This window comes from Spirillospora sp. CA-294931, assembly GCF_050946795.1.
In the GTDB taxonomy this organism is placed as follows: Bacteria; Actinomycetota; Actinomycetes; order Streptosporangiales; family Streptosporangiaceae; genus Spirillospora.
This window is the reverse complement of sequence record NZ_CP192006.1, coordinates 3,688,845-3,710,452: the sequence shown is the minus strand read 5'-3', so window position 1 is coordinate 3,710,452 and position 21,608 is coordinate 3,688,845. Positions and strand designations below refer to the sequence as shown.

24 protein-coding genes and 1 pseudogene are annotated in these 21,608 nt (G+C 71.4%); 11 read left to right on the top strand and 14 right to left on the bottom strand.

What is annotated here, in order from left to right; translation table 11 throughout:
* The first annotated feature begins 43 nt into the window (after positions 1-43).
* On the top strand, positions 44-808 hold the full coding sequence (locus ACQPY4_RS16535) for a nuclease-related domain-containing protein (RefSeq protein ID WP_433337218.1): 765 nt from the start codon (positions 44-46) through the stop codon (positions 806-808).
* A gap of 70 nt (positions 809-878) precedes the next feature.
* Here the strand turns inward: ACQPY4_RS16535 and ACQPY4_RS16530 are convergent, their stop codons facing one another.
* From ACQPY4_RS16530 to ACQPY4_RS16515, 4 genes are all read right to left on the bottom strand, one after another.
* A complete protein-coding gene (locus tag ACQPY4_RS16530) occupies positions 879-1,244 on the bottom strand; it encodes a hypothetical protein (RefSeq protein ID WP_433338936.1) in 366 nt (121 codons plus the stop codon).
* 31 nt (positions 1,245-1,275) lie between these two features.
* Positions 1,276-1,641, bottom strand: a complete 366-nt coding sequence (locus ACQPY4_RS16525) for a hypothetical protein (protein ID WP_433337216.1) — start codon at positions 1,639-1,641, stop codon at positions 1,276-1,278.
* A 66-nt stretch (positions 1,642-1,707) separates the two neighbouring features.
* Positions 1,708-2,685 (bottom strand): CU044_5270 family protein, encoded by a 978-nt coding sequence (locus ACQPY4_RS16520; protein ID WP_433337214.1) that lies wholly within the window; start codon positions 2,683-2,685, stop codon positions 1,708-1,710.
* Positions 2,678-3,289 carry an RNA polymerase sigma factor gene (locus ACQPY4_RS16515; protein WP_433337212.1) on the bottom strand — a complete coding sequence of 204 codons (612 nt, stop codon included), beginning with the start codon at positions 3,287-3,289 and terminating at the stop codon, positions 2,678-2,680. Before ACQPY4_RS16515 ends, ACQPY4_RS16520 begins: the two co-directional genes overlap by 8 nt.
* Positions 3,290-3,411: 122 nt before the next feature.
* Here ACQPY4_RS16515 and ACQPY4_RS16510 point away from each other — a divergent pair, with 122 nt between their 5' ends.
* Positions 3,412-4,098 (top strand): histidine phosphatase family protein, encoded by a 687-nt coding sequence (locus ACQPY4_RS16510; protein ID WP_433337210.1) that lies wholly within the window; start codon positions 3,412-3,414, stop codon positions 4,096-4,098.
* A 21-nt stretch (positions 4,099-4,119) separates the two neighbouring features.
* Here ACQPY4_RS16510 and ACQPY4_RS16505 read toward each other — a convergent pair whose 3' ends face one another.
* Positions 4,120-5,571 (bottom strand): GAF domain-containing protein, encoded by a 1,452-nt coding sequence (locus tag ACQPY4_RS16505; protein ID WP_433337208.1) that lies wholly within the window; start codon positions 5,569-5,571, stop codon positions 4,120-4,122.
* Positions 5,572-5,853: 282 nt separating this feature from the next.
* Here ACQPY4_RS16505 and ACQPY4_RS16500 point away from each other — a divergent pair, with 282 nt between their 5' ends.
* The 6 genes from ACQPY4_RS16500 (at position 5,854) to ACQPY4_RS16475 (ending at position 10,787) form a co-directional block, all read left to right on the top strand.
* Positions 5,854-6,012 (top strand): hypothetical protein, encoded by a 159-nt coding sequence (locus tag ACQPY4_RS16500; RefSeq protein ID WP_433339256.1) that lies wholly within the window; start codon positions 5,854-5,856, stop codon positions 6,010-6,012.
* Positions 6,013-6,128: 116 nt separating this feature from the next.
* Positions 6,129-6,728 (top strand): hypothetical protein, encoded by a 600-nt coding sequence (locus ACQPY4_RS16495; protein WP_433337206.1) that lies wholly within the window; start codon positions 6,129-6,131, stop codon positions 6,726-6,728.
* Between the two features lie 25 nt (positions 6,729-6,753).
* On the top strand, positions 6,754-7,446 hold the full coding sequence (locus ACQPY4_RS16490; RefSeq protein ID WP_433337204.1) for an SDR family NAD(P)-dependent oxidoreductase: 693 nt from the start codon (positions 6,754-6,756) through the stop codon (positions 7,444-7,446).
* Positions 7,427-8,479 carry a threonine aldolase family protein gene (locus tag ACQPY4_RS16485; protein WP_433337202.1) on the top strand — a complete coding sequence of 351 codons (1,053 nt, stop codon included), beginning with the start codon at positions 7,427-7,429 and terminating at the stop codon, positions 8,477-8,479. Before ACQPY4_RS16490 ends, ACQPY4_RS16485 begins: the two co-directional genes overlap by 20 nt.
* A 61-nt stretch (positions 8,480-8,540) precedes the next feature.
* The gene (locus tag ACQPY4_RS16480; RefSeq protein ID WP_433337200.1) at positions 8,541-9,404 is read left to right on the top strand and encodes an oxygenase MpaB family protein; all 864 of its coding nucleotides are present in this window, start codon (positions 8,541-8,543) and stop codon (positions 9,402-9,404) included.
* A 234-nt stretch (positions 9,405-9,638) separates the two neighbouring features.
* Complete coding sequence (locus ACQPY4_RS16475) at positions 9,639-10,787, top strand: lysylphosphatidylglycerol synthase transmembrane domain-containing protein (protein ID WP_433337198.1); 1,149 nt, start codon at positions 9,639-9,641, stop codon at positions 10,785-10,787.
* A 95-nt stretch (positions 10,788-10,882) separates the two neighbouring features.
* On the opposite strand, the gene ACQPY4_RS16470 is transcribed toward ACQPY4_RS16475, so the two are convergent.
* The 4 genes from ACQPY4_RS16470 to ACQPY4_RS16455 are packed head-to-tail and all read right to left on the bottom strand — an operon-like array spanning position 10,883 to position 13,785.
* Positions 10,883-11,713 carry an amidohydrolase family protein gene (locus ACQPY4_RS16470; RefSeq protein ID WP_433337196.1) on the bottom strand — a complete coding sequence of 277 codons (831 nt, stop codon included), beginning with the start codon at positions 11,711-11,713 and terminating at the stop codon, positions 10,883-10,885.
* Positions 11,710-12,261 carry a TetR/AcrR family transcriptional regulator gene (locus tag ACQPY4_RS16465; protein ID WP_433337194.1) on the bottom strand — a complete coding sequence of 184 codons (552 nt, stop codon included), beginning with the start codon at positions 12,259-12,261 and terminating at the stop codon, positions 11,710-11,712. Before ACQPY4_RS16465 ends, ACQPY4_RS16470 begins: the two co-directional genes overlap by 4 nt.
* A 44-nt stretch (positions 12,262-12,305) precedes the next feature.
* On the bottom strand, positions 12,306-12,917 hold the full coding sequence (locus tag ACQPY4_RS16460; protein WP_433337192.1) for a GNAT family N-acetyltransferase: 612 nt from the start codon (positions 12,915-12,917) through the stop codon (positions 12,306-12,308).
* Between the two features lie 52 nt (positions 12,918-12,969).
* On the bottom strand, positions 12,970-13,785 hold the full coding sequence (locus ACQPY4_RS16455) for a helix-turn-helix domain-containing protein (RefSeq protein ID WP_433337190.1): 816 nt from the start codon (positions 13,783-13,785) through the stop codon (positions 12,970-12,972).
* 67 nt (positions 13,786-13,852) lie between these two features.
* On the opposite strand from ACQPY4_RS16455, the gene ACQPY4_RS16450 reads away from it, so the two are divergent.
* Positions 13,853-14,476 carry a hypothetical protein gene (locus tag ACQPY4_RS16450; protein WP_433337188.1) on the top strand — a complete coding sequence of 208 codons (624 nt, stop codon included), beginning with the start codon at positions 13,853-13,855 and terminating at the stop codon, positions 14,474-14,476.
* Here the strand turns inward: ACQPY4_RS16450 and ACQPY4_RS16445 are convergent, their stop codons facing one another.
* From ACQPY4_RS16445 to ACQPY4_RS16425, 5 genes and pseudogenes are all read right to left on the bottom strand, one after another.
* Complete coding sequence (locus tag ACQPY4_RS16445; RefSeq protein ID WP_433337186.1) at positions 14,477-15,361, bottom strand: GNAT family N-acetyltransferase; 885 nt, start codon at positions 15,359-15,361, stop codon at positions 14,477-14,479.
* Positions 15,362-15,413: 52 nt separating this feature from the next.
* Positions 15,414-17,471, bottom strand: a complete 2,058-nt coding sequence (locus ACQPY4_RS16440) for an MMPL family transporter (RefSeq protein WP_433337184.1) — start codon at positions 17,469-17,471, stop codon at positions 15,414-15,416.
* A gap of 114 nt (positions 17,472-17,585) precedes the next feature.
* A complete protein-coding gene (locus ACQPY4_RS16435; protein WP_433337182.1) occupies positions 17,586-18,161 on the bottom strand; it encodes a helix-turn-helix domain-containing protein in 576 nt (191 codons plus the stop codon).
* Between the two features lie 401 nt (positions 18,162-18,562).
* Positions 18,563-18,858, bottom strand: a pseudogene (locus tag ACQPY4_RS16430) (YiaA/YiaB family inner membrane protein).
* Positions 18,859-18,999: 141 nt separating this feature from the next.
* On the bottom strand, positions 19,000-19,956 hold the full coding sequence (locus ACQPY4_RS16425; protein WP_433337180.1) for a hypothetical protein: 957 nt from the start codon (positions 19,954-19,956) through the stop codon (positions 19,000-19,002).
* A 1,040-nt stretch (positions 19,957-20,996) separates the two neighbouring features.
* Between ACQPY4_RS16425 and ACQPY4_RS16420 the strand changes: the two genes are divergently transcribed.
* A complete protein-coding gene (locus tag ACQPY4_RS16420) occupies positions 20,997-21,179 on the top strand; it encodes a ribbon-helix-helix protein, CopG family (RefSeq protein WP_433337178.1) in 183 nt (60 codons plus the stop codon).
* A gap of 1 nt (position 21,180) precedes the next feature.
* A complete protein-coding gene (locus ACQPY4_RS16415) occupies positions 21,181-21,546 on the top strand; it encodes a VOC family protein (RefSeq protein WP_433337176.1) in 366 nt (121 codons plus the stop codon).
* Positions 21,547-21,608 lie beyond the last annotated feature (62 nt).

Here is a 21,608-nt window from a genome sequence, read left to right as displayed (position 1 = left end):
TCCATTATTGTGGACATCCCCGCAGGTGCAGGAGGTTCAGGTCATGTTCGGCAGCTCCATCTATCTCCGTGACAGGGTCGCGTTCACGGGCGGCACCCCGCAGGCCGTCTATGAGGAACTCTGGCAGCGGGGCCGAAAAGGCCGATTGCGGACCCGTGCAATTTTCGTGGTGCTGACGATCGTGTTGTGCGGCGCCGCCGTGAACGCCGTTTTCGGAATCGCGATGGGCCTGGTCGTTGCGGCCCTGGACACCTACTTCCACTGGCGCGGATACCACGCGTCCAGCGTCTGGCGCCGCGGGCTGCGCGGCGACGAGCGCATGGCCAGGATCCTGCGCCGGACGATGGAGCGCCGCGGCCACCGCGTCCTGCACTCGCGGACCATCCCCGGCCACGGCGAGGTCGACCAGCTCATGATCGGCCCCGGTGGCGTCTGGCTGATCCACAACGAGGCCTGGCACCCCGAGGCCGAGATCTCCGAGTACGGCGGCAAGCTGTTCATCGACGGCCGCACCCAGTCCAGGCTGGTGTCCAGCCTGACCGGCGCGGCAGTGACCGCCACGCAGCTGCTGACCGAGCGCGCCGAGGTCCCGGTCAAGGTCATCCCCGTGCTGGCCGTGCACGGCGGCAAGCTGATGACCTCGGCGCCCTTCACCGCGGACGGCATCGCCTTCGCCCGTCCCTACAAGCTGCTGCGCTGGATCAGCCGCAACCCCAAGATCCAGCTCACGCCCGAAGAGGTGGAGACGGTGACCCGCGCCGCGGTGCACGCGCTCCCCATCGGAGGCCGCACCATGGAGGCCGCCTGAGCTGTCCGGCGGGGACGCCCGTAAATGGCCGACGACCCCCCAAACGGGTCCGTCCCCGCTCGGGCTGCTCTCAGCCCTTGGGCTTCGCCGTGCGGCGCAGCCAGTAGAGGCCGATGACGGGCAGCACCAGTGGAATGAAGCCGTAGCCGCGGCCGAACTCCGACCAGACCGTCGCGTCGGGGAAGGCGTCCGGGTCGGCCAGGCTCAGCGCGCCCACGACCAGCACCCCGGCCAGCTCGAACGAGCAGGCCCCGACGGCCACCCGCCGCGAGGTGCGCCCGCCCATCGCCAGCGCCACCGTCGCCAGGACGTAGACGACCGCCGCGAACGCCGACAGCGCGTAGGCGAAGCGCGCCTCGGAGAACTTCGTCGCGATCTGCAGCGTGGCGCGCGACCCGGCCGCCAGCGCGAAGATCGCGTACACCGCGACCAGCATCCGGCCGGGGCCGCTGCGCGTCGCGACCTGTTCAGACAACGGTGCCCTCCCAGATCTGGTTCATCCGGACGATCATCGCGGCGACCGACAGGAACGCGACGGCCGCGACGCCCGGGCCCCAGCGCGACCGCTCCACCAGCCCCCACGCGGCGCCCGCGGCCGGGATGAGCAGGATGCCGATCAGGTAGCCGAGGAAGGTGGCCGGTTCCTTGGGGCCCTGGTCGTCGGCGACCTTCATGACCCCCAGCACCGCCTGGACCAGCAGCAGCGCCTCGACCAGCCCGAGCGCGACCAGGTGCCCCCGGTTCATCGGACGGTCGATATAGGCCCACACCAGGCTGTAGCCGCCGCCCAGCAGGGACACCACGATGATCACAGTGGCCAGCGCGCTCGTCATAGACGGCAAAGACTACTACGCGCTGTAGAACTTCGCCGGGCGGGTGCCGTGCCCGCCCGGGACCGCTCAGCGCCGCTCCCCCGGCTTGTCGACGACGCGCGTCTCCTGCTCGGCGGTCAGCCACAGGACGGTGCCCTTCCGTGTGACGTCCCCGCCTGAGAATCGCTTGTCGCGCGTGGCGTAGGAGTACGTCCCGAGGATCCGGTACGTCCGAGGATCCAGGATGATCATCTCCCGGCTCCACCCGTTGGGCGAGGTGGCGAAGGCCAGGCCCGCACGGCCCGCCGCGTCCTTGACGTTCCGCTGGAGCGTGACGCCGGGGACGCGCGGCAGCGCCCGGAACAGCGCCGCCCGCAGCTTGGGCGGCAGCGGCCGCTGGAACAGTTCGGCGGCGACCGAGAGAACGCCCCGGCCACCGAAGGCCATCCGCGCGAAGGACTGCCCGGCCGGCGCGTCCACCGGCGGCAAGGAGTTCTTGAGCCCGGGAAGAACCCGCAGCAGGGCGTCCGGATCGGTCGGCAGGCGCTTGATCAGCAGGTGCGTGTCCGCCGCGTCCGACGACGTCCAGGTCTGGGAGCCGACCACCGACCGATGGCCGTCGACCCGCAACCAGCGCTCGGTCGTGGTCGTCCTGGCGGGATCCACGCCGAGCCACCAGGTGTTCGTGTCGCCTTTGGGCCCGGCGTTCCGGGCCTTGATGTAGATCCACTGGTGGGGACGCGGCTCGGTGTAGGGCGCGCCCTCGGCGGCGCGGGCGGCGCGGTCGCCGAGGACGGCGGCGTCGGCGACCGCGCCGCCCGGCAGGACGGAGCGGTCCGGGTCGCCGGACAGCTGCACCACGGCGATCCCCCCGGCGAGGGCGACGCCCATGGCTCCGGCGAGCACGACGCGGGCGGCCATCCGTCCACGCAGGAAGTCCAGGCGCGCGGGCGCCGAGGGCGCCGTCATCTCGGTCATCAGGCGGTTCCGCGCGGCGGCCGAGGCCGCCCGGGTGATCTCCGGGGTCGAGGCGCGCAGGTCCTTGAGCATGTCCAGGTCATTCATCGTCGGTCTCCTCCGTGCTCGCCAGCGGGTCGGTGTCGCCGAGCGCGGCGCGGACCCTGCGCCGGGCGCGGTGCAGGCGCGACCGGACGGTGCCGACCGGCACCTCCAGGGCCTGGGCGACCTCCTCGTAGGTCAGCCCGCCCCAGGCCACCAGGAGCAGGACGTCGCGGTCGCCGCGCGCCAGCCCCGCCAGCGCGCCGCCCAGGACGCGCTCGTGGCTCTCGGCGACGACGCGGGTGATCACCGCGTCGGCCATCGGCTCGGGCAGGGGGTCGGCGCCGGTGCGCTGGAGCGCCCGGTAGTGGCGCTCCTCGGCGCGGCGGTGCCGCGCGATCAGGGTGGTGGCGATCCCGTAAAGCCAGGGACGCGCCAGCGGCCGGTCCAGGTCGTAGGACGCGCGGCGGCGGAAGGCCGCCAGGAAGGTCTCGGCCACGATGTCGTCGGCGGCCTGGGTGCCCAGGCGCCGCGCGACGTAGGCGTGGATGCGGCGGTGATGCCGGTCGAAGAGCTCGGCGAACCGCTCGGGGTCGTCCAGTGACTGCCGGACGACCTCGGCGTCGGACAGCGCTCCGCCCGCGGATGTCTCCGCGTGCGCGGCCGTCATGGCAGGACCGATGGTCGGAGCACGTGGCGGATCCTTTCGAGGGACGCGTTCGGGTGAACACCCCTTGTCTCCCGGACGGCGTGATGGAGTTCTCGGACCCGGCACGGAATCGACGTGGGATCATGACGAGGGTGGACGCATTGCAGTGGCTGAACCTGGTCCGGCACGGTGAGAGCACCGCGAACGTCGCCTACCGGGAGGTCCTGGGCACCGACGCCGAGGAGTCCGGTGTGGCCGAGCGCGACGCGGACGTCCCCCTGTCGGAGACCGGGCGCGGGCAGGCCGCCACGCTCGGGCGCTGGCTGGCCGCGCTTCCCGAAGACCAGCGGCCCACGCTGGTGGTCGCCTCCCCCTTCCTGCGCACCCTCGACACCGCGCGGATCGCCCTCGCGCAGGTGCCCGGCGAGACCGAGCTGCGCGTGGACGAGCGGCTGCGCGACCGCGACCAGGGAGTCCTGGAGGGCCTGACGCCGCGCGGGGTGAAGGCACGGTTCCCCGACGAGGCGTCCCGTATGAGGCGGCTGGGCAAGTTCTACTACCGTCCCCCGGGCGGTGAGGCGTGGACCGACCTGGCGCTGCGCCTGCGCTCGTTCTACCGCGATCTGGAGGCCGACGCGCCCGGCGGGCGCGTCCTGGTCGTGGCCCACGACGCGATCGTGGTGATGACCCGCTACTTGGTCGAACGGCTGTCGGAGTCCGAGGTCATGGAGATCGAGAAGGCTCCGATCGACAACTGCTCGGTCTCCCGGTGGCGCCACGACGGCGCCGCGCTGCGTCCCATCTCCTTCAACGACTCCGCCCATCTGTGACCACGACCGGCCCGGGGGTCCTCACTCCGGGTCGAGCAGGCGGTCGCCGCGCAGGGCCACGGCGGCCCGGCGGGGGTCGGTGCGCGGCAGGACGGCGTCCAAACGCTGGAGGACCTCCAGGTCGACCCGGCCGGGCTCGGTCTGCGCGAAGGCCCACAGCGAGTCGATGCCGCCCCGGTCGAGCACCTGGCGGCGCATCCGGACGGCCAGCTCGTCGCGTTCGGCCCGGATGCCGGGGGCGTCGGAGCGGGGCAGCAGCTCGCCGCGGCACAGGCGGGCCGCGGCGGCGACGTCGCCGTCGTCCAGCAGCCGCGCGACGGTGAGGAAGTCGGCGTCGATCTGGCAGTCGAGCCGGTAGGGCTTGGCGCGGACTACGCCGCCCAGCTGACCGCGCAGGCGGTGGATCTCGGCGCGGACCGTGCCCGGGCTGCCGTCCTCGCCGTACAGGTGCCACGACAGCCGGTCGCCGCTGAGCCCGCCGGGATGCGTGGCCAGCAGCGCCAGGATCTCCGCGTGCCGCAGCGACAGCGGCACGGGCGCTCCGTCCAGCAGCGCCCTGGGCTGGTCGGAGCCGAGCATCGACAGCGAGAGCAGCGGCCGTCCGGCCGGGGCGGAGCCGCCGCCGTCGCCGGAGGGGCGCAGCAGGAACGCCTCGCCGATCGGCTCGGCGACGGCCGCGCGGCCGTCGGGCAGCGTCAGGCGCTGGCCGGGCACCGGGACGGGCAGCCGCCGCCCGTTCCACATGCCCGGGTCGCCGCCGACGACGCGGCCGGTGGAGGTGACCAGCACGCCGGGGGCGCCCTGGCGGCGCAGGTAGCGCTCGCGCAGCCGCTCGTCCCTGCGGCGCATCTCCAGGTCGAGATGCGCCTCGGCCAGCCGGGCCGCGGCGGCGACCAGCGCGACCGTGGCGGGGTGCAGGGCGTCGACGGTGGCGCTGACGTCCACGCACGCGATCACGCTGCCGGTGTCGGGGTCGGTGATCGGCGCCCCGGCGCACGACCAGCCGTGCAGGACGGGCGCCAGATGCTCGGCGGCGTAGACGAACTCCGGACGGCCCTCGGCCAGCGCGGTGCCGATGCCGTTGGTGCCGACCGCGCCCTCGGACCAGCAGAAGCCCTCCAGCAGCCCGATGCCGTCGGCCTGCCGCCGCACCCGCGGCGGGCCGTCGCTCCACAGCGCGTGCCCCTCGGCATCGGTGATCACCATCAGGTACTCGGCCTCGTCGGCGACGTTGCGCAGCAGGTCGCGCAGCATCGGCAGGTGCGGGTCGAGCGGGTGCGCGGCGCGAACGTCGGCCACGACGTCGGCGTCGTAGACCAGCGGTGCCGAGCGGACCCCGGGGTCGGCCCCGGCCTCCCGGGAGCGCCGCCATGACTCGGCGATCAGGGGCCGGATCACCGGCCCCGCCTCGTGGCCGGAATGGGCCGCCTCGTGGCCCCGCGCGAGGGCCCGCGTGGTGGAGTCGTTCCCCATCGGATGCCCCAGGTGATGGTTGGTTCGATCGCATTGAGGATCGTCGGGAACCCGGTGCGGCGCAACCGATTCACCACAACCCGTGACTTCCGGTCAGCCACTTATCGTGACCGCTTGGTCGCAACGTGTTTGCAACGTTCCGCCTTCTACCGTGTCGGCTCAACCGGCGCGCGGCCGGCCCAGAGGGGTCCCGCCGTCCCCAGTGCCTCCGGGGGGGATGCACCAGGGACGGCGGGCGGGCCGGCCGGTCACCGCGCCGGTGGGGAGGGACTCGTGCTCTGCTTGACCTGTAAGCGCGTCCGTCCGGCCGAGAGCCGGGCCGACTACACCGCCGAACGCGCGGGCAAGATCGTCCGGCATGGCCTGTGCGTGTGCGCCGAACCGGCTCCGCCGCCGTCCCGCCGGGCCGCCCGGCGCGACCGGGAGGCCACGCTCGGCTGACCGATGGCGGCCGGGCACCTGCGGTGTGCCCAAGTACACGTAAAGAACCTGAACCGTTTTGCCGGAGTTCGCCTAGAGTTAGGAGGCATCCCCACACACCTGCTCAAAGGAGCGTCATGACCCTGTTCTCTGGTCTCGTCCGCCGCGTCGCCGCCGAGGCGGAACGCCCGATGCGCGCGGGCCTCGGCCTGCTCGCCCGGTTGGACGGCCAGGGCAGGATCGCCGAGCTGGAGGCCGTGCTGCCCGCCCTGCACCAGCGCATCGCCGTCCTGGAGCAGACCCTGCGGACCCGCGACGCCGAGGTGCGCGAGCTGCGCGCCGAGCTGGCCTCGCTGGTGAACCAGCTCAACGACCGGCTGCTGCCACGCATCGACGAGCGGATGGACGACACCGAGCGCGACCTGACCATGCTCGCCACCGGGCAGGTCCGCATCGGCAAGGAGACCGCCGCCAACCGCACCAGCCTCGACGCCCTCGACCACCGCCTCGCCGAACTGCGCACCCGCCTGCTCCAGATGGAGCAACGCTCGGGACTGTGGCGCGAACTCCAGGCCGACATGGCCCGCCTCGGCGACGACGTCGACACCCTGCGCACCCGCGTCCCGGGTCCCGTCGCGCTGGCCGACGACCGGCATGTCGAGGCCGCCCGCGAGCGGCACGGCCACGGCCCCAAGCGCGTCAAGGGCGGCCACCTGAGCGGCACCGAGGCCGTGTGATCACGGGCCCGGTAAGAATGGGCCCATGACACCAACGCAGAACCCCGGCCGTGTCGTCGTGGTGGCCGGCGCGACCGGCCCCGCCGGACGCGCGGTCGCCCACCGGCTGGCCGCCTCGGGCACCCGCGTGATCGCGGCGGCCCGCAACCCCGGCGACTGGGACGACGAGCTGATCACACCCGCCGCCGTCGACCTCCTCGACGCCGGCGCCACCCGGGCCTTCGCGGACGCGACCGCCGCCGCGCACGGCCGGGTGGACGGGCTGATCCACCTCGTCGGCGGATGGCGCGGCGGCAAGACCTTCGCCGCCACCGACCTGGCCGACTGGGCCGTCCTGCACGACCTGCTGATCCGCACCGTCCAGCACACCACGCTGGCCTTCCACGCGCACCTGCGCGCCGCGCCCGCCGGACGCTTCGCGATCGTCTCCCAGCTCGCCGCCCAGCACCCAACCCAGGGCGTGGCGGCCTACGCGACCGCCAAGGCCGCCTCCGAAGCCTGGACGCTGGCACTGGCCGACTCCTACACCGGCTCGGACGCCGCCGCCGCGATCCTCGTCGTCCGGGCCCTGCTCACCGACGCGATGCGCCGCGAGCGCCCTGACGCCCCCTTCGCCGGTCTCACCCACGTCGACGACCTGGCCGCCACCATCGCGGGCCTGTGGGACCGCCCCGCCGCCGAGCTGAACGGAACGCGCCTTGACCTCTCCGCTCCCTGACCCCGGGGCCGCCGTCCGCCACGGATTCGCCAGCGACAACCACGCCGGCGTCCATCCCGAGATCCTCGACGCCATCGCGGCGGCCAACCACGGCCACCAGCCCGCCTACGGCGACGACGTCCACACCGCCCGGCTGCGCCGGATCGTCGCCCGCCACTTCGGTGAGCACGCCGAGACCTTCCCGGTCTTCAACGGCACCGGCGCCAACGTCGTCGGCCTCCAGTCGATGACCGACCCGTGGAGCTCGGTGCTCTGCGCCGAGACCGCCCACGTCCACCTCGACGAGTGCGGCGCGCCCGAGAAGGTCGCCGGGCTCAAGGTCGTCCCGGTGCCCGCGCCCGACGGCAAGCTGACGCCCGACCTGGTCGCGCCCTACGCCCGCGGCTTCGGCGTCCCGCACCACGCCCAGCCCAAAGTGATCACCATTGCCCAGACCACCGAGGCCGGGACGGTCTACACCCCCGGCGAGATCGCCGCGCTGGCCGCCTTCGCCCACGAGCGCGGCATGCTCCTGCACATGGACGGCTCGCGCCTGGCCAACGCCGCCGCCGCGCTCGACGTCCCGCTGCGGGCGATCACCACCGACGCGGGCGTGGACGTCCTGTCGCTCGGCGGCACCAAGAACGGCCTCATGCTCGGCGAGGCCATCGTCGTCCTGTCCCCCGAGGCCGCGCGCGGCGTCCTGTACCTGCGCAAGGCCGGCATGCAGCTGGCGTCCAAGATGCGGTTCGTCTCCGCCCAGCTGGCCGCGCTGCTGGACGGCGACCTGTGGCTGCGCAACGCCCGGCACGCCAACGCCATGGCCCGCCGTCTCGCCGACGCGCTGCCCGAGGTCGAGCTCACCCGGCCCGTGCAGGCCAACGCCGTCTTCGCGATCGTCCCGCCGGACGCCGCCGAGCGCCTGGCCAAGCGGTACGCGTTCCACGTCTGGAACCAGACCACCGGCGAGGTCCGCTGGATGTGCGCGTTCGACACCACCGAGGACGACGTCGACGCCTTCGCGGCCGCCATCAGAGCCGAACTCGGACATTAGACAAATTCTGGCTCATGTCTCATCATGACGGGGACGGTGACCGCCACCACGGGAGACGCCGATGCCCGTCCCGACCGCCCCCCTGGGGCCGGACTCACTGCTCTGGAAGTACGCAGGCGACCTGCGCTCCCTGATGCCCGGGGCCGCCGCCGGGCTCCTGCAGCTCCTGCACCCGGGCATCGGCGCGGGCGTGGCCGAGCACTCGGCGTTCTTCGACGCCCCCTTCGACCGCATCTACCGCTCCGTCCCGCGAATCTGGGCGACCATCCTGACCCCCGACGCCCAGCGCCGCGGCCACGAGATCCGCGACCTGCACCGCGGCATCGGCGGCGCCGACGAGCACGGCCGCCGCTACCACGCCCTGGAACCCGACACCTTCTGGTGGGCCCACGCCACCTTCACCTGGGAGATCTTCAAGGCCGCCGAGCTCTTCCACCCCAGGACGCTCACCGCCGAAGACCACGAGACCCTCTACGCCGAGACCGTCACCTGGTACTCCCGCTACGGCGTCAGCATGCGCCCCGTCCCGCCCGACTACGCCACCTTCCAGTCGCGGTTCTGGCACATCTGCGCCAAGGAGCTGGAGCTCACCCCCGCCGCCGCCCGCGCCCTCGACATCGCCAGGAACGGCTCGGAGACCATCTCCCTCATGCCCGTCGGCGGCGCCGCCCTGGAACGCGCCGGACGCCTGGTCGCCGAGCGCCCCCTGCGCCTGGTGACCTTCGGCTGCCTCCCCCAGATCGTCCGGCAGCGCTTCGACGTCCCCTGGAACGCCGCCGACCAGGTCGGCTTCGCCGCCATCGCGCTCGCCAGCCGCCAGGGCTACCGGATCCTCCCGACCCGTCTCAACCACTGGACGCTCCGCAACACCCTGCGCTACATCGGCTCCCACACCCGCGACGACCGCTACCGCCCCGCCGCCTGACGGCCGCACCCGCGACGATCGCGACCGTCCGCCGCCCGACGGCTCATCCACCCCGAACCCGCACGTAACCTGACCGGCGGGGACCCGGGAGACACCTCCGGCAAAACCTCACGGAAGCCATCCGTGGCCCGAGAGACACTCACCTCTCACTCCTCCCCCAAGCTGTGCCGGCTGTTCGTCCATCGGGAATCAGCTGGTTGCATAACCTTCAAGCAAGAAGCCGACAAATAAGGTGTGGAGACAATCGCCGACGGCGCTGAACGTGCGGCGCCCGCCGGGTTCCCTTCCCTAGGCGGCGACGCCGCGGTGAACATCCCCAACCCCCTGCCCCCAGCCTCCGCCCGACGGTCACCCTGGACCCGCTGGGCCCTGGCCGGATTCGTGCTCGCCGCCCTCGCGGGGACGGTCCTGCTCGTCTACGGCACCGCTCCCTTCCGCGCGGCGGGCACCGCCTTCCGCGACGTGCGCTGGGAGTTCCTCCCCGCGCTCCTGGCCCTGTCCGTCCTGCACTACGTCTTCGCCGCGATCACCCTGCGCGGCGCCGCAGGACGTCCCCTGCCCCTGCTGGCCACCACGCTGTCGCAGTTCACCGCGGCGGCCGCCAACCGCGTCACCCCCAGCGGCCTGGGCGCCGTCGCGGTCAACACCCGCTACCTGGTCTGCCACGGCATGCCGCTGGCCAACGCCGCCGTCGCCGTCGGCGTCATGCAGCTGGCCGGAATCCCCGCCGACCTGCTGCTGATCACCGCCGTCATCGCCATCGGCCAGGACGGCCGCATGCTCGACGCCATGGGCACCCAGGCCGGGCACGCGCTCGACTCGGTCCCGATGCTCCCCGTCCTCATCGGCATCGGCATCCTGCTCCCCGCCGGGCTGCTGTGGGGACGCCGCGCGCTGCGCTCCACCCTGATGGAACGCGCCATCAGCGGAACGGCCGACCTCTGCCGCCGCCCCGGCGACCTGGCCATCACCATCGGCGCCTCCGCCGCCACCACCCTCATCATGGCCGTGGCCTTCGCGCTCAGCGTGCTGGCCGTCCCCGGCCCCGCCGGGGCCGGGGACGTCCTCCCGCTCCTGGCCGCCTACATGGTCGGCGCCGCCGCGGGCGCCGCGCTCCCCTCCCCGGGAGGCGTCGGCTCCACCGAGGCCGCCCTGGTCGGATCGCTCGCCGCGCTCGGCATCGGCGCGGGCTCGGCCGTCCAGGCAGTGCTGCTGTTCCGGGTCGTCACCTTCTGGGCCCCCGTGCCCGTAGGGCTGCTGGCTGCCAGAACCTCGCTCAAGTCGCCGTCCCCCGCCTACAACCCCTCGGTCGATCCACCCCACTCCAGGAAGTCGGCGATCAGCGGGGCGATCTCCGCGAGGCTCTCCCCCAAAGCGAAGTGACCCGTCTCGAACAGGTGCGGCTCGGCGCCCGGCAGATCGGCCAGATAGGCCCGGGCGCCGGGCGCGGGGAAGAACGGGCCGTGCCGCCTCCAGAACTACCGGCCGTCGCCTTTACGTTGTAGATCAAAAACTCGGAGCGCGTTGCCCGCGAGGAAGGCGTCCCGGGCGGCGTCGCTCAGGCCCAGCTCGTCCAGCCCGGTCAGCGCGCGCTCCGGCGCGATCATCGGATAGTTGGTGCCGAACATGACCTTGTGGTGCCGGTCCTGCGCCATGTACCGCACCAGCTCGGGCGGGTAGCGCCGGACGGTGTAGGCCGAGGTGTCGATGTAGACGTTGGGATGCTTGCGGCAGACCGCCACCATCTCCTCCGTCCACGGGTAGCCGATATGGCCGCCCACGATCACCAGCTCGGGGAAGTCGAGCGCCACCTGGTCGATGTAGGGGATCGGCCGCCCGACCTCGCTGGGCCGCAGCGGCCCGGTGTGCCCGACCTGCGTGCAGAACGGCACGCCCAGCTCCACGCACTCGGCGTACAGCGGGTAGTAGCGCCGGTCGGTCGGCGGCGCCTCCCACAGCCACGGCACGATCCGCAGCCCCTTGAACCCCAGCTCGTTCACGCACCGCCGCAGCTCGCGCACCGCCTGCATCGGCTTGCGCAGGTCGACCGAGGCGACACCGGCCAGCCGGCCGCCGCCGTCCCGGACGAACGAGGCCACCTCGTCGTTGCTCACCAGGTCGCCCTCGGGCCCGTACCAGGCGCTGATCAGGCCGACGTCCACTCCCCCGGCGTCCAGCGCCGCGACCGTGGCCGCGACCGGCACCTCCTCCTTGGGCGGGTCCTGCCCGATCCACCGCCAGAGCGAATCGAGCATCTCGTGGCCCATGAACCGGACCGTCCCGTGCTGCATCCACGCGTCAACGATCATGTCGTCTCTCCTCCCAGCGACCGCAGCGCGGCCTCGCCCAGCCTGCGGATCCGCGCGTCGTCCGGTTCGGGCACCTCGCCGTTCAGCCACAGCCGGCACAGCTCCTGCGCCGGGCCGAGCCAGAGCACGACCACCATGACCAGGTCGAGCTCGGGCAGCGCGCCGTGGTGGACCTGGAGCCGCCACCACGCCATGACCTCGGCGAAGAACGTCCGGTTCGGCCCGTCCACCCGGGCGGGGGGCCGCTCGGTGAACAGCAGCCGCGCCCGCTCCGGGTTGTCCCGACACCACCGCACATGGAAGGCCACGATGCCCGGCACGCCCTCGGCCGCACCGGGGTGCCGCCGCAGTTCGGCGACGAACCCGGCCTGGTAGTGCTCGACGCACTCCACGAAGAGCGCCTCGGCCACCTGCTCCTTGCCGGCGAAGTGGTGGTAGAACGCGCCGACGCTGACCCCGCTCGCCTCGCGCAGCCGGCTCAGCGTCGTCGCCGACACCCCGTCCCGTCCGAACAGCTCCAGCGCCGCCCGCAGGATCCTGTCTCTCACAGAACATTATTCTGTAGCAACAGAACAATGTTCGGCAAGGCCTCTCAGGAGGGCGCCCGCCACATGCAGGAGAAGACCGCGCCGTTCTTGATCTTGACCTCGCGCGTGACGGTGAAGCCGAAGCGCTCGTAGAGCGGGACGTTGAAGTCGAGCGACTCCAGGTAGGCGGCCTCCCCGGCCGAGTCGAACCGCTCCAGACGCGACTCCAGGAGCGTCCGTCCGAGGCCCGTTCCCTGGGCGTCGGGGTCGGTGCCGAACTCGGCCAGATGCCAGTGCGGCTCGTCCGGATGCGCCCGCTCCATCGCCGACGTGACGGCCACCAGCCTGCCGAACCCCGGCCCGGCCAGGCGCAGCGCCCTGGGCAGCATCCGCAGCTGCGCCGAGATCGGGACCTTCCACCGGTTCGGCGGGCTCCACAGCGCCCCGGCCTTGATCTCCCCGTCGCGGACGGCGACGTCCGTGGCCCCCAGGGGCAGGAACACTCCGCGCAACTGCATCGCGTAGACGGCGGGCAGCCTGCGGCGGCGCCGCTCGGCGTCCGGCAGGATCCACGCCGTGACCGGATCGTCGTGGAAGGCCCGGCCGAGCACCCCGGCGAGCGCCTCGACATCGTCGTCTCCGGCCGCCCTGACGACCGTCCCCGTTTTAGAATCCATCCACCGACGCTAGAACCGGCACCGCGCCGCCGTCTTGGAAGAATGTCGCGCCCTAGGACTCCCAGGCCGTGCCGGGCAGGTCGTGGAGCCTGGCACCGAGGAGCCGGGTCGGGGAGCATCCGGCCAGGACGCGGAAGTCGCGGTTCAGGTGGGCCTGGTCGTAGTAGCCGCAGACGGCCGCGATCGAGGCCAGGTCGCCGTCACGGGCGAGCAGCTCGACCGCCCGGTGGAAACGCATCGCCTTCGCGGCGGCCTTCGGCGTCGCCCCCACCTGGACGCGGAACCGTTTGGCCAGGCGCCCCCGATCGGCGCCGGATTCCTGGACCAGCGCGCCGAGGCTGACGTCTCCCCGGGTGCGGACGAGCTCGCGCCACACATGTTCGACCACCCGATCGGGCTCGGGTCCCCGATCCAGCGCCCGGCCCAGCTCCCGGTCGAGCAGCGCGAACCTGTCCTGGCTGGAGACGGCCGCGGCCAGCCGCTCCCGCACCTCGCGCGCCCGGGGCCAGAGCAGTTCGAGATCGACGGCCTGCCCGGTCAGGCTCTCCATGGGAACGCCGAACAGCCGGTAGGCGCCCAGCGGCGTCAGCCTCACCTCGACGCACACCTGCCGCCCGCCGTGCGCCGTCTTGGTGGCCCCGGCGACGATGCCGGACGCGAAGGAGACGAACTCCCGCCCCGCGACCGTCAGCGGATCGTCCAGCTCGAAGACGACGACGACCTCGGGACGCGCCACCTCGCGCCGGACCACCGGCCGGGACGCCCGTTCCCGGTAGTTCCCGTACTCCACCACCAGGCCGCCCAGACGAGGACCCGAGATGAACGCCTCCCAGTCCGCCGTCTCGGACGCCCCCGACAACCGTTCCACCGCTCCAGTCTGCCATTGGCTTCCGTTCGGGACCCGTCCCGGGAGGGGCGCAGTAGGCTGCCGCGCCATGTGGCCCTTCAAGCGGCGTGCGCCGGGTGCGGCCCCGGAGCCGTGCGACTTCTGCGGTAGGCCCGGCGAATTCGGGGCGACCTACCGCACGTTCCGGGACGTCCACGGCGAGGTCAAGGCGCGTTCGTGCCTTCCCTGCTCCAATGGATTCCCCGCCTTCGAATCGCGGCTGGCCTACGTGTCGGCGGCCGGGCATTCGCCCTGGCTGGCCCCCGATCCCGATTCCGAGCGCCTGCTGGCGACGGGGCCCGATCCCTACGCCGCGGTCGACTCGGTCGTCCGCGCGGTCATGAAGGGCGTCGAGCCGGTCGCCGCGGCGAACGCCCGCCTCCTCGCGGTGAAGAACGGCACCTACGGGGTCTCGGACCCGGAGCGGCACGGCTCACGGGACGAGGCGCTCGCGACGATCAGCGCCGAGATCGCCGGGAACCTCGAGGAGCATCACGCGTCCCTGCTGGAGCACGGGCTCGGGGAATACCGGATCACCGGCGTCGCGACCTTCGGCCGCGCGGCCGGGCTCCTGTTCCAGACGATCACGACCGAGGGCGACTGGCTCCGGCAGACCTGCTTCATGATCGACACCGGCCACGGCGTCCATTCGTACCTGAACTACGACCGGTGATCACTTCACGAACGTGAGGTTGCGGGCGAAGCGCTCGAAGCCGAGGGACTGATAGGTCGCCCGCGCCGACGGATGGGCGTCGTCGCCCCGGGCGCAGACCCGCGCGGTCTCGGCGCCGAGGTCCCGCGCCGCGTGGAGCGCTCCCAGGATCGCGGCGCTCGCCAGGCCGCGCCTGCGGTGGCCCGGGGCGGTGCCGACGGGTTCGAGCTGGACGTCGCGGTTCGCCGCGTCCAGCCAGAGCAGGCAGAACGACACCGGCGTCCCGTCGGGGGCCTCGACGAGCCAGTCGAGATCCGTCCGGTAGGGCCAGGCGTCCATGACCCGGCGGTAGCTCTGGCCGTTCACCCGCGACGGCGGGAGGCCCGGCAGGGAGAACGCGGCCCGATGGACGGCGGCCCGGGCGTCGGCGTCCTCCTCGCCGCGGACCGGGCGCAGGACGTAGCCGTCCGGGACGACGGGTTCGGGCAGATCGTCGAGACCACGGGCGAGATGCACGAAGAACGGTCCGGACCTCTGCTCCCGGTAGCCGTGCGCGCGCAACGCCTCGACCAGGGCCTTGTCCCGCTCCCCCACGCTGATCTCGCGGCACGCACCGCCGGCGACCCGGTCGAACCAGCGCAGGATCTCCCCCGCTAGCCGCGGATGGGCCGGGTCGATCTGGAGGTCCAGCTCACCGGCGGCCCTCGCCCAGGCCCAGCCGACGACGACGTCCCCGTCCTGCCAGAGGGAGGTCCGCCACTCCGGCTCGCGGCCGAGATGCTGGTACCGCATCCACGCGAGCTCCCCGGCGTGCCACCGGGAGTCGTCGGTCCGGACGCGCTCCGCCAGGGCCTGCATCCGGCGAAGGTCGTCAGGTCCCGTGTAGGGCCGCCGTTGGTATCCCACCCGGGGGACGATACCGCCCGGCCCGCGCGTGGGCGCGGACCGGGCGGACCCGTCATGCCTGGTGGGCGGCCACCCTGTCCTCGGCCTGGGCCCGTGCGGGTTCCGGCAGCCGCGCGGGCCACCAGAAGCGCGACCCGACGTCCAGCGCCAGGGCCGGGACCACGATCGAGCGGACGAGGAAGGTGTCGAGCAGCACCCCGAGCGCCACCAGTACGCCGATCTGCACCATGAACGTGACCGGCATGACCCCGAGGACCCCGAACGTGGCCGCCAGCACCAGCCCCGCGCTGGAAATCACCCCGCCCGTGACGGCGAGCCCCTTCAGCACCCCCGTGCGGTGATCGGACCGCATCACCTCCTCGCGGACACGGGAGACCAGGAACAGGTTGTAGTCGACGCCGAGCGCCACCATGAACAGGAAGCCCATCAGCGCCACCTGCGTGTCCAGCGCCGGGAACCCGAACACGTGCTTGAACAGCAACCAGCCCGCGCCGAGCGCCGCGAAGTAGGACGCCACGACCGTGGCCATCACCAGCACCGGTGCGACGATCGCGCGCAGCAGCACGATCAGCGTCAGGAACACCACGCCCAGGACCAGCGGGATCACCACCTCGCGGTCATGGGCCTGCGCCTCGGCCAGATCGAGCTCGCTCGCCGTCCCCGCGCCCACGAGCGCACCCGGGACATCGCGCAGCGCTTTTCGCACGTCCCGCACCGCCCGCTCGGCCTCCGCGCTGTCGGGCGCGGCGGCCAGGACCACATCGGTCCTGGCCAGACGGCCGTCGACCGACGCCTGCGGCGACTCGACCCGGGCGACACCCGGAACCTGCCGGACGGCCGCGGCCGCCCGTCCCGACGCCGACGCGTCCGACACGACCTGGATCGGATTGCTCTGCCCACCCGGGAAGTGCTGCTTGAGCAGCCGCTCACCGACGGCCGAGCTGGGCGTGCTGGTGAGGAAGTGCTCGCGGTCGAGCCCGGTGTTGATCCCCAGCGCGCCCGCCGCCAGCGCGCCCAGCACCAGGCAGCCACCGACCCACACCAGGCGGGGACGGGCGCCGACACCGCGTCCGATCCGGCCCCAGACACCGCCGCCCTCGGAAACCACGTCGCCGAACCTCGGCACCCGCGGCCAGAAGATCCACCGTCCGAGCAGCACCAGCATCGCCGGCAGCAGCGACATGACGACCACGAGCCCGCCCACCACCCCGATCGCGCCGACCGGCCCGAGCGCGTAGTTGAACCCCATGTCCGCCGCCAGCAGGCACAGCAGCCCCAGGCTCACCGTCGCCGCGGACGCCACCACCGGCGCGACCGCCCGCCGCAGCGCCACCCGCATCGCCTCGTACCGGTCCTCGTGACGCCGCAGCTCCTCGCGGTACCGGGCGAGCAGCAGCAGCGCGTAGTCCGTCGTGATCCCGAACACCAGCGCGTTGAGGATGCTCGCCATCCCGTCCGCCACGTACAACCCGGCGTGCTCGGCCAGCAGGTACACCACCGCACCCGTCACCTGGAGCGAGATCGCCGCGTTCACCAGCGGCATCAGCCACAGCACCGGACTCCGGTACGTCATCAGCAGCACGCCCGCGACCAGCAGGATCGTGACGATCAGCAGCACCTTGTCGACGGACTCGAACGCGTCACCGACGTCCAGCGCGGCCCCCGCCCGACCGGTCAGCCTGGCCTCGAGCCCCGGGGGCACGTCCTTCTCCATCTGGTCGCGGACCTTCGCCGCGTTCTCCGACAGCTCGTCCTCGCCCGACAGCGGGACCTTCACCATCAGCGCGCGCCGGTCGTCCGACAGCACCACCGGAGGGATGGGTCCCACGGCGATCGGCGCGAGCGCCCGCCGGTCGGCCTCCGCCTTCGCCCGATCGGACGGCGTGATCCCGGCGTCCCGCACATAGGCCACGATGGCCGGCGCCACCTCACCGCCGGGGAACCGCGGCGTCAGCCCCTCGACCTTCGTGGAGTCGGCGCCGCGCGGCAGTTCCGACACCGAGCCGCCCTTCACCGCGTCCGGCAACTTGCCTGCCAGCGGTACGGCCAGCACCGTTATCGCGATCCAGAGCAACAGGATCGCCCAAGGGAGTTTGCGTGAGAGCAGCACGAGGTGCTCTCCTTTCCGTGGAGGGTTCGTGTCTCGCAGAAACACGCCGATGGCGTGGTGATACGGGGCTTCCACCCGTCCGGGCCGCCGAGCGGCAACTCGGCGGTCCGGGCCTTACTCTCCGGCCTCCTCACTTATCTCGGGGAAAGCCATGAACCGGGCATGCAGCGTCCGGGCGCCCTCGGGGACCTCCCCCTCGGGACGCTTGTACCGGTACAGCAGCGCGATGTACTCCTCGAAGAAGGGGCGCAGCTCGTCCAGCGTCAGCGTGACCGTCGCGTAGGAGAACAGCAGCGCGTCCGCCCACGGGCCCAGGTCGTCCCGCTCACGCTGGAACCGCCCGAGCAACTCCAGCTCGTTGGCGTACTCCAGCCGCGTGACCTCGTCGACGGCCTCCCGCATCTCGGGACTCTGCTCGCTGTAGCGCGGTATCCGCCGATCGGCGGCAACCGTCCGCCACCACCGCTCCCGTCCCCGCGACAGCTCGGGCACCTCTTCGATGAACCCGTACTTGGCCATCTGCCGCAGGTGATAACTCGTCGAGCCGGTGCTCTCACCCAGCGCCCGCGCCAGCGTCGTCGACGAGACGGGCCCCCGCCGCATCATCTCGGCGATCCGCTGCCGCAACGGATGCGCCAGAAGCCGCACCTGCTGCGGATCGGTGATCTCCTCCGCCCGTGGCTGTGTCATGCCCCGAACCCTAAATTCCGCAAAGCCCCTTTGCAAAGCCCCTTGGCAAACATTCCCCCCAACGACCGACCCCCACCCCCAAAACCACCCCCGAAGACCTAGCCCCCCTCCCCCAAAAGTCCAAGACCCCACCCCTCAGAACCACCCCACCCCCTCCCCGCCCGCTTCCTCCAGCAGGACGCGGGTGCCGAGATCGACGCGGCCGGGACACCACAAAGCCCACAAGCCCGCCCCACACGACCAATCACCACGCACCTTCACCCCACCCCAACGCCTCCAGCGAGGAAGGCGAGGGGCGGGATCGAGCCAAACAAGGGTTGCCGAATCGCTTGCATCAGGGTGGTCGCCGACAGCTCATCGCGAGGCGTGTTCGGTCAGGGGGGCGTGGCAGGCCGTCACGATCACAGCGGGGGCGTCGCATACAGGTCGTGCTCCGCAAGGAGCTTGTCGAGACGTGCCTGGTCCACGCGGCTGGTGATCGCCTGCGACTCCTGCTTGTCCCGGACGCATTTGGCGAGCGTGAAGGTCGACGTGATCACGTACAACAGCCCAAGCGCGAGGAACCCCGCACCCAGGGACTGACGGGGAGGTAGATGATGCCGAGGCCGACCGCAGTACTCGACACGGCGAACGAGATCGCCGCCTGGATGAAGAACGCCGTCAAACCCGCGGGTTTGACCACCGTCGATGTCGTCATGGCGCCAAGTCTGCGGCGCCCCAAAGCCACAGTCCTGAGTAGAAATACTCAGGACCCGCTAAGTCCCCTCCCGCCTCGTGGCAGCCACGCCAATAGCAGGAAGTTCGACGCTCCACCTTCGTCCCTGCGAGCCAGGGAATCTCAGACGGTGCAATGCTTGTCAGTGTCGCGGCGAACGGTAGCGCCGGTGAACTCCTCAATTATGGAGATGTTCGCCGGAGCGTAGTTCGTCGCGGTGATCCGGTCAGCGTCGGGACTGCCGAGCTTGCCCGCGTAGGGCGCGGACTTCTCCAGCCAGTAGGCCGTGCGCAGGAACTGGATCAAGGCGAGCTCGCGCAGCTTGGGCTCATTCTTGATCTTGGCCCAGTAGGCGGGGTAGCGGTCCTTGGCCACACGCAGGTAAAGAAGCAGGTAGCGAAGGTTCGTGGCAGCGATATCTCGCGAGTTGCTGGCCCCGACCCCCTTGATGTACTCCTGCACCACCGTGGCCGCAGGCAGTCCCATCAGCCCGGCGTTCAGCTCCGCCAGCACGCCCTGCGTCCGGTAGCCGCCCTGCTGCGGGTCCCGCAGGTAGATGCGGTCCATGCTCTCGCTGAACTTGTCGGTGATCAGCGGCAGGATCTCTCGGCGAGGAAAGCCGCCGTGCAGCGGGACGGTGGTCGCCTGCTGTGAGGCGTTGATCCAGGCCGCGGTGTGCACGTCCCACCTGGTCCGGGACGGATCCAGGTCCCACATGTGGGTTTCCTCGTGGATCGCCACCATCATCGACTCGGCGAATGCCTCAAAGCTCCGGGTGTCCACGAACTGTTCCCAGTACTTGTCGCCCGCTTGCGCGATGGCCAGCTTCTCTCCGCTGGGCCACCGCCGCCGGTACATCTCCTGCAAGGTCGACATCCAGTTCGAGGGCCGGAAACGCGCCTTGAGATCAGCGATGTCGGCCCCCGGGGTCGAGGGTTCTCCGTAGCAGAAGGGTTCAGCCGCCGCGCCAACCTCGACGGCCAGGCCGTCCGACGTTGGCGAGGCCGCGACCATGGGGCCAGATACCAGCGACAGGGCGACAGTGGTACTCAACAGAATCAGACGGCGGGTGCGTTTCACGGGGCATCACTCCGGCAGAGCCGTGTAGATCGCGACCTGAACCTGGAATTCGAAATCGTATTTCACTCCAACCGAGACCGCCCGCCTCGCCCGCCACAAACAAGGGTCGAAGAGCCCTCGAAGCCACAGCTCAAACCCCGACCGCCCCGCCCCCGATCCTGAAATTTCGATCCCCGCGAAGATCGTTTAAACGTATTCAAACACCCCAAAGTTGAAAACCCCACGATCAAAAAAACCACAGAAGGACCCACTCCCTCTCGCCCCACAACCCTGACAGCGGCTGAGCAGTACATGCCGTTGGTGAGACGGACAGCGCAGACGTGTGAACACCGCATCCACTCGGCACCACCGGTGCGTGAACACCACAAAGACGGGACACCGCGCGGCTTCGGCGTGTGGGTGAGGTGGCGGGCCTTGGATGCTGAGTCCGAGTCATTGAGGGGCACGCTGCGTCGGCGTGACAGGGCGAAAGCAGGTTCGGCTCGCGGGGCCGTGGATGGATGGTGACGGAATGGCGGTGAGGTGGTTGCAAGAGGGGCTGGGCAGCGGGCGTTGCGTGGCGAAAGCAGGTTGGACTTCGGGCAGCGCCGATGGCTGGTGACGAAACCGCGACGTGGTGGTCGCTCCTACGGTCAGGTAGCGGGCGCTGCGGGGCGGGGCAGGTTGGACTCCGGGCGGCGCGGCAGGCTGGGGGCGAAACGGCAGTGTGGTGGTCGCTTCCAAGACCGACCACGAACTCAGGCTCGGGCTCTTCGCAGTTGAGGGTGTAGCGCTGGTCCGCGCGTGTTGTTGTCGGCGGCCTAAAGAAGCGGCGAGCCCTTCGAAGGCTCGTCGACGCTGTTGAACCAACAGCCCGGGCCGTGTCGCCTGATGCCGGTGTTGGAGTGGGCGACATGCGGCCGAGCGAGGTGATCGAGCTGCCACTTCAACGGACTGCCGGTATGGGCCGACGCGTCGGGTGCTGGGCCGTTTACCCCGTCGTGGCGGTCCTCGGACTGGTGGTCTGGCTGCTAGAAACCTAGAGTGCTAGCATCACCAAGGTGAGCGCGGATGAGGTCAAGCAGTTCAACGTGTATCTGCCGGTAGAGCTGATCAAGCGCGTCAAGCACCACGCAGTGGAGTCGGAGCGGTCGCTGAGCTCGATCGTGGCTGAGTCTCTGGCGGCCTATCTGGACCAAGCGGACGCCTCACGACCCGGATCCAGTGAGAGGAAGAAGAACTGACATGGTGAGCGAGGGCATTGAGGCTCTGTTTCTGGAGACGCACAACTGGGGCAAGGCGGCCCGGTTCTTCCAGGCGTTGGGGTACGAGCTGGAGTTCGAGACTGATCATCAGTCCGGCCAACTGCGCAGCAAGGTGGGGCCGCCGGTGTTCATCGCCGAGATTCCCGAGGATCGTGCTCCGGGTCTGCAGCTGGTGCTGAAGGTCGCTGATGCCGAAGCTGTCGAGCAGCAACTGAGGGACCTCGCCGTCGACGGACCGTTCGAGCGGACGCACTTCGGAACTGCGATGACCACTCTGCGCGATCCCGACGGACGGGTGTGGGGACTCCAGGCGCCGCTGAGCGACCACATCGCGGACCAGGCCTAGGGTCTCGTGTCCGAGAAACCTGATTCCACTGCGGTTCGCACGGCGCTGTGGCGAGGCCTACA